Raw genomic sequence first — 7,561 nt, forward strand, 5'->3', positions numbered from 1 at the left:
TACAATAGCGCCCCGCCCCACACCCCTGTCGGACATGATCGTCCTCGAGGGCCAGCCGGCCCTGTCGCCGTTCCGCCTGGAACGGCTCGAATCCCGTCTGCGGGCGCTGGTGCCGGCGCTGCGCGTCGCCGCTACCCGGTATGTCTACTGGATCGAACCCGAACCCGGGGCCGTGCCCGACGGCGCTGCGCTGCGCCGCATCCTGCAGGCCGACGCGACGCCCGCTGCGGCCGGGCCCGGCGACACGTTGCGGCTGGTGGCGCCGCGCCTGGGCACCATTTCGCCGTGGGCCAGCAAGGCCACCGAGCTGCTGCGCGGCGCCGGGCTGCGCCTGCGCCGGGTCGAGCGCGGGATCCGCTACGACCTGGCCGGTTGGCCGCCGGCCGCCGGGGAGCGCGACATGCAGGCGCTCGAGCGCCTGCTGCACGATCCGATGACCCAGTCGCTGCTGTCGGCACACGGCCAGGCTGCGGCGCTGTTCGCCGATCCGGTGCGCGGGGAACTCGAGCGCATCGCCCTGGACGATCTCGAGTCGGCCAACGCCCGGCTCGGCCTGGCCCTGGCCGCGGACGAGATCGACTACCTGCGCGCCCGCTACGACGAGCTGGCACGCGCGCCTTCGGACGTCGAGCTGATGATGTTCGCGCAGGCGAATTCCGAGCACTGCCGGCACAAGATCTTCAATGCCGACTGGACCGTCGACGGCGAACCGCAACCGCAGTCGCTGTTCCGGATGATCCGCCACACCCACGCGCAGACGCCGGAGCACACGCTCTCGGCCTACAGCGACAACGCCGCGGTGGTGGAGGCATACGAGGCACGGCGCTTCCGCCCCGATCCACGAACCGGTGAGTACCGGGCGGAGCCGGCCGCCGGCAGCGCGTTCTGCATCAAGGTCGAGACCCACAACCATCCGACCGCGATCTCGCCGTTCCCCGGCGCCGCCACCGGCGCCGGCGGCGAGATCCGCGACGAGGGCGCCACCGGCCGCGGCGGGCGGCCCAAGGCCGGGCTGTGCGGGTTCTCGGTCTCGCACCTGCGCATTCCCACGCTGCCGCAACCGTGGGAGCAGTCGCGCGCGCTCAATCCGCGCCTGGCGCCGGCGCTGGAGATCATGCTCGACGGCCCGATCGGCGCGGCCGCGTTCAACAACGAGTTCGGCCGGCCCAACCTGGCCGGCTATTTCCGCAGCTTCGAACTGCCGCACGAACCGGGCTTCGCCTGGGCCTACGACAAGCCGGTGATGCTGGCCGGCGGCCTCGGCGCGATCGACCGGCCGCTGGTCGACAAGCGCAGGTTGTCGCCGGGCGACGCGGTGATCGTGCTGGGCGGGCCGGCGATGCTGATCGGCCTGGGCGGCGGCGCGGCCAGTTCGCTGTCCGGCGGCAGCAGCGCCGAGGCGCTCGATTTCGCCAGCGTGCAGCGCGACAACCCGGAAATGCAGCGCCGCTGCCAGGAGGTCGTCGACCGCTGCGTGGCGCTGGGCGCCGACAACCCGATCCTGTCGATCCACGACGTCGGCGCCGGCGGCCTGTCCAACGCGATTCCAGAATTGCTGCACGACTCCGGCGTCGGCGGCGTGATCGATCTGGCCCGGGTGCCCAGCGACGACCCGTCGCTGTCGCCGATGCAGCTGTGGTGCAACGAGTCGCAGGAGCGCTACGTGCTGGGCGTCGCCGCCGACCGGGCCGACGAATTCGCCGCGCTGTGCGCGCGCGAGCGCTGCCCGTTCGCCGTGGTCGGGCACGCCACCGCGGAGCAGCGCCTGGTGGCCGGCTACGGACTGGACACTGCGGCGACGGAGCCTTCCCTCCGCGGCGGGGCCGATCTGCCCATCGACCTGCCCATGGACGTCCTGTTCGGCAAGGCGCCGAGGATGCGCCGGGATACCGCCCGCCCGGCTCCGGTCCGTTGGCCTGCGATCAACGGCCGCGGCCTGGACCTGCACGAGGCCGGGTTGCGCGTGCTGGCGCACCCGACCGTGGCGGCGAAGAGCTTCCTGGTGACCATCGGCGACCGCAGCGTCGGCGGGCTGACCGCGCGCGACCAGATGGTCGGCCCGTGGCAGCTGCCGGTGGCCGACTGCGCGATCACCCTGTCCGACTTCGAAGGTAATGCGGGCGAGGCGATGGCGATCGGCGAGCGCACCCCGCTCGCGCTGCTGGATGCGGCGGCGGCGGCGCGCATGGCCGTCGGCGAGGCGATCACCAATCTCTGCGCCGCGCCGGTGGAGGCGCTGCAGCGGATCAAGCTGTCGGCCAACTGGATGGCGGCTGCCGGCCACGACGGCGAGGACGCCAAGCTGTTCGACGCGGTCCGCGCGGTCGGCCTGGAGCTGTGCCCGCAGCTCGACCTCAGCATCCCGGTGGGCAAGGACTCGCTGTCGATGCAGGTGCGCTGGGACGGGCAGCAGAGCGTTTCGCCGGTCTCGCTGGTGGTCAGCGCGTTCGCCCCGGTGGCCGATGTCGGCGCCCAGCTGACCCCGTTGCTGTCGGGCCGGCGCGATACCGAGCTGTGGCTGATCGGTCTGGGCGCCGGCAAGCAGCGGCTGGGCGGCTCGATCCTGGCGCAGTGCCACGGCGCCTTCGGCGGCGCCTGCCCGGACCTCGACGATCCGGCGCGGCTGCGCGCGTTCTTCGAACTGGTCCGCGATGCGCGGGCGGCCGGATTGCTGCTCGCCTACCACGACCGTTCCGACGGCGGCGCCTTCGCCGCGCTGTGCGAGATGGCGTTCTGCACCCACGCCGGTCTCGACATCGACCTGGACGGCTGGGGGGACGACCGCAGCGAGGACGTGTTCCGGACCCTGTTCAACGAGGAGCTCGGAGCGCTGGTGGAGATCGCCGCGGAGGACCGCGTCGAGTTCGCCGATCTGGTCTCCCGGCACGGCCTGATCCAGTGCGCCCAGCGCATCGCCCGGCCGACCTCGGCCGGCGCGATCCGCGTGCTCGATGGCGAGGACGTCCTGGCCGAATGGCGCTGGGAAGCGCTGTTCGGCGCCTGGTGGTCGGTGAGCCATGCGATGCAGCGGCTGCGCGACAATCCGGACTGCGCCGACCAGGAACGCGAGTCCGCTTCCAGCTTCCAGGCCCCCGGTCTGCGGCCCGTCCTCGGTTTCGATCCCGCCGAAGACGTGGCCGCGCCCTACATCAACGCCGGGGCCCGGCCGCGCGTGGCGATCCTGCGCGAGCAGGGCGTCAACGGCCAGGTGGAGATGGCGATGGCCTTCGACCGTGCCGGTTTCGCCGCCGTCGACGTGCACATGAGCGACCTGCTCGCCGGTCGCGACGGTCTCGACGGCTACGCCGGCCTGGTCGCCTGCGGCGGCTTCAGCTACGGCGACGTGCTCGGCGCCGGGCGCGGCTGGGCCACCTCGATCCTCGAGCACGCCGAACTGCGCGAGGCGTTCGCCGCATTCTTCGCCCGCGGGGACCGCTTCTCGCTGGGCGTGTGCAACGGCTGCCAGATGCTCGCCGAACTGCGCGCGATCATTCCCGGCAGCGCGCACTGGCCGCGGTTCCTGCGCAACCGCAGCGAGCAGTTCGAATCCCGGCTGGGCCTGGTGGAGGTGGCGGAGTCGCCGTCGCTGTTCCTCCGTGGCATGGCGGGGTCGCGGATCCCGGTGGCGATCGCCCATGGCGAGGGCCGGGCCGAATTCGGCGCGGCGGCGGACCCGGCGTCGGCGCGGGTCGCCCTGCGCTACGTGCGCGGCGATGGTGCGGCCGCGACGGCCTACCCGGACGACCCGAACGGTTCGGCCAGCGCCGTGGCCGGTCTATGCAGCGACGACGGGCGCGCCACCATCCTGATGCCGCACCCCGAGCGCACCCTGCGCCGCGCCAACTTCAGCTGGGCGCCGGCCGACTGGCCGGACGCGTCGCCCTGGCTGCGGCTGTTCCGCAACGCCCGCGCCTGGGTCGGCTGAACCGAGCGCGGTACCTGGGTGCCCGCCGGTGCAATCGCCGGCGGTGATCGCTCCCGTTCCCGGCCCCCGGCATACGTCGCACTGATCGCCTGCTCCGGCACCGGATCGTGCCGCGACGGGTACGTTGGGCCCATCCGACACCCGCGCCTGGCGTCGCCGGCGCGTCCGCCGCAGCCGCTCCCCAACTCACCGTTCCGTGACGGTGACCTCTCCCCCGACGATGCGGCGCCGTCTGGCGCATGGTCAGCCAGGTCAACCGGTTGACGGGCAACCATGCCCGCGTTTCGAGAAACATCGGATAACCCCGTGTGCGGTCGGGCTTCCGGTGGCGGTCCTGGCCGCCGTTCGCGGCCTTTCACGTCACCCGTTGTGGCCCTGTTGCGTCACTCGCCGGGGCGTCGATGTGTGGAGCATCACGATTCCTCGCGCGGCTCTGCCAAAAATGCGCATTCAGCTAGCAAATCGGGGCATTGGGGTTGACGTACCGCGTCACTCGGGGCGAGTATCGGATCACACTTTGATCGTTCGGGGAGCGTTCAAGTTGTCCTTACCCACCATTCAGCACGAGCGCTGCGCGCGCGTGTCGAGGGCTCGGTTTTCCCGGGTCGATCAAGCCTGAATCCAACAGGGGCCGCACCGCGCTCGTCGCGTCGTGCGGCCCCTTTTTCGTTGCCAATCCATCGCCAAGAACTGAGGGAACGTCTCGATGAACCGCATCTACCGCAAGGTCTGGAACAAGTCGCTCGGCCAGCTCGTCGTGGCCTCGGAACTGGCAACCGGCGACAGCGCGGGAACGCGATGTGGTGAGGGCGGCACCGGTCTGCGCCGGACCGCGCTGGTCGCGGCGCTGAGCGTGCTGCTGTTCGGCATGGCCGCGCCGCTGGCGATCGCGCAGACCGTGGAGATCGGCGGCAACGAGGACTGCGTGGTCATCCCGGGGTTCCCGCCGGAACTGGACGCCTGCGCGATCGACGGCAGCGCCAACGCCTCCGGCGCCAATGCGGTGGCGATCGGCGCGCAGACCATTTCCAGCGGCAGCGGTTCGGTGGCGCTCGGCTTCGGCAGCCAGGCCACCAACAGCGGCACCAGCGCGCTCGGCTCGGGCGCCCGCGCCACCGGCCTGAGCAGCACCGCCGCTGGCAGCAACGCCCGCGCGCAGGCGACCAACACCGCGGCCTTCGGCAGCGGCGCCCAGGCCATGCAGACCGCGAGCACCGCGCTCGGCTCCAACGCGCAGGCGACCAGCAACTGGGCCACGGCGGTCGGCATGCAGGCGCAGGCCCGCGCGAACGGCGCCACCGCCGTCGGTCGCGCCGCGATGGTGCAGGCCGGAGCGCTCAATGCGGTCGCGCTCGGCCACGGCTCGATCGCGGACCAGGCCGACACCGTGTCCATCGGCACCGGCTCAGCCGCCGGGCCGGCCGGGGCACCGGCCGAGCGCCGCCTGGTGAACCTGGCCGACGGCATCGACGACACCGACGCGGTGAACGTCGGGCAGCTCGATGCGGTCGCGGACATCGCCGAGGAAACCAGCAGCTACTTCCAGGCCAGCGGCGCCGGCAGCGCGCTGGTCGACGGCGACGAATCGCTCGCCGCCGGTTCCGATGCGTACACCGGGGGCGACTACGCCACCGCGGTGGGTTCGGCGGCGCAGGCCATCGCTGAGGGCGCGTCGGCGTTCGGCAGCGGCGCTTTCGTCCTCGGCGAGTACGGCACGGCGGTGGGCTTCAACGCCACCGCCGAGGGCCTGGGCGCGGTGGCGCTGGGCGCCTACAGCGGCGCGTCGGGCGAGCTGGCCACCGCGGTCGGCGCAGAGAGCAGCGCCAGCGGCGACGGCGCCGCCGCGTTCGGTGCCGCGGCCGATGCCAGCGGCAGTTTCTCCACGGCGGTCGGCGGCGACGCCAGCGCCTCCGGCTTCAACAGCACCGCGCTGGGCAACTTCAGCGAGGCCTCGGGCTCCAACAGCCTGGCGGTGGGCTCGGACAGCGTGGCCGGCGGCGACGACAGCGTCGCGGTGGGTCAGGGCGCCCAGGCGAGCGGCTTCAACAGCGTGGCGGTGGGCGGTTCCGGCTTCCTCGGGCTGCTGCCGACCGAGGCGGCGGGCGACTACTCGACCGCGGTGGGCGGCGCTGCGTATGCCGGCGGCTTCAACAGCACGGTGCTGGGCAATTTCGCCGAGGCGTACGGCGACAACACGGTGGTGCTGGGCTCGGATGCGGTGGCGACGGCGGAGGGCGCGGTAGCGCTGGGCCAGGGCTCGGTAGCCGACCGCGACAACACCGTGTCGGTGGGCGATGCCGGGGCCGAGCGGCAGATCGCCAACGTGGCGGCGGGCACCGAGGGCACCGACGCGGTCAACCTGGACCAGCTCGAGGCGGTGACCTCCAGCACCCAGTACTTCCAGGCCACCGGCGAGGGCGAGGCCTACGCCGACGGGGTGGACTCGACCGCGTCCGGTTCCGACGCCTACGCCGAGGGCGACTACTCGACTGCGAACGGCTCGGCCAGCTACGCCGTCGGCCAGGGCGCCTCGGCGTTCGGCAGCGGCGCGCAGGCCTGGGGCCAGTACGCCACGGCATCGGGCTACAACGCGGTGGCCGAGGGCGACAGCAGCACCGCGGTGGGCGGCTGGCTGTACTACGAGGATCCGGCCACCGGCGAGGTGCTGCTGGACCAGACCACCACGGCGCTGGAAGTGGGCGCTTCGGCGTTCGGCGCGGGCGCGCAGGCCAACGGCGCGTTCAGCACCGCTACCGGCGCGGCGGCGGTCGCCGACGGGCTGCAGACCACCGCGCTCGGCTACAGCAGCTCGGTGACCACCGACTATGCGACCGCCGTCGGCGCCTTCAGCAACGTCAGCGGCACCTATGGCACGGCGGTCGGGTACGGCAGCGACGCCAGTGGCGACTACGGCCTGGCGGTGGGCGGCATCGCCGACTACGGCGACCTGATCATCGGCCTGCCGGGCTTCATCCTGCAGGCCACCGAAGCCAGCGGTGTGGCTTCGACCGCGCTGGGCAACGGCGCGCTGGCGACCGGGCTGGGGACGACGGCCGTGGGCACGATCGCCGAAGCGACCGGCGTACAGGCGACCTCGTTCGGTGTGCTCGCGGCAGCCTACGGGGACGGTTCCTCGGCTCTCGGCAGCGGCAGCTACGCGCAGGCCGAGAACGCGACCGCCATCGGCTTCCTCGCCAACGCCGCGGCGATCAACAGCGTGGCGCTGGGTGCGGACTCGCTGGCCGATCGGGAGAACACGGTATCGGTGGGGGCGGCCGGTGCCGAACGGCAGATCGCCAATGTGGCGGCAGGCACCGAAGACACGGATGCGGTGAACCTTGCGCAGCTGGAAGCGGTGACGTCCAGCACGCAGTACTTCCAGGCGACCGGCGAAGGCGAGGCCTACGCCGACGGCGAGGAGGCGACCGCCTCGGGTTCCGACGCCTACGCGGAGGGCGACTACTCGACGGCGAACGGCTCGGCCAGCTACGCGGCCGGCACCGGTTCTTCGGCGTTCGGCAGCGGCGCGCAGGCCTGGGGGCAGTACGCCACGGCATCGGGCTACAACGCGGTGGCCGAGGGCGACAGCAGCACCGCGGTGGGCGGCTGGCTGTACTACGAGGACCCGGAGACCGG

The 7,561-nt window shown here is 72.6% G+C and carries 2 protein-coding genes; both read left to right on the forward strand.

The genetic code is table 11. From position 1 onward, the window contains the following. Nucleotides 1-34: 34 nt before the first annotated feature. Nucleotides 35-3,925 (forward strand): phosphoribosylformylglycinamidine synthase, encoded by a 3,891-nt coding sequence (purL, locus tag QFW77_RS17585; RefSeq protein ID WP_280576121.1) that lies wholly within the window; start codon nucleotides 35-37, stop codon nucleotides 3,923-3,925. 706 nt (nucleotides 3,926-4,631) lie between these two features. Next, on the forward strand, nucleotides 4,632-7,561 hold a 2,930-nt coding region (locus QFW77_RS17590; protein ID WP_280576122.1), incomplete at its 3' end, for an ESPR-type extended signal peptide-containing protein.

The sequence above is a fragment of the Luteimonas endophytica genome (genome assembly GCF_029887875.1).
Taxonomy (GTDB): Bacteria; Pseudomonadota; Gammaproteobacteria; order Xanthomonadales; family Xanthomonadaceae; genus Luteimonas; species Luteimonas endophytica.

Coding starts and splice junctions, on each gene's coding strand:
- purL (WP_280576121.1), top strand. CDS start 35: ATGATCGTCCTCGAGGGCCAGCCGGCCCTGTCGCCGTTCCGCCTGGAA.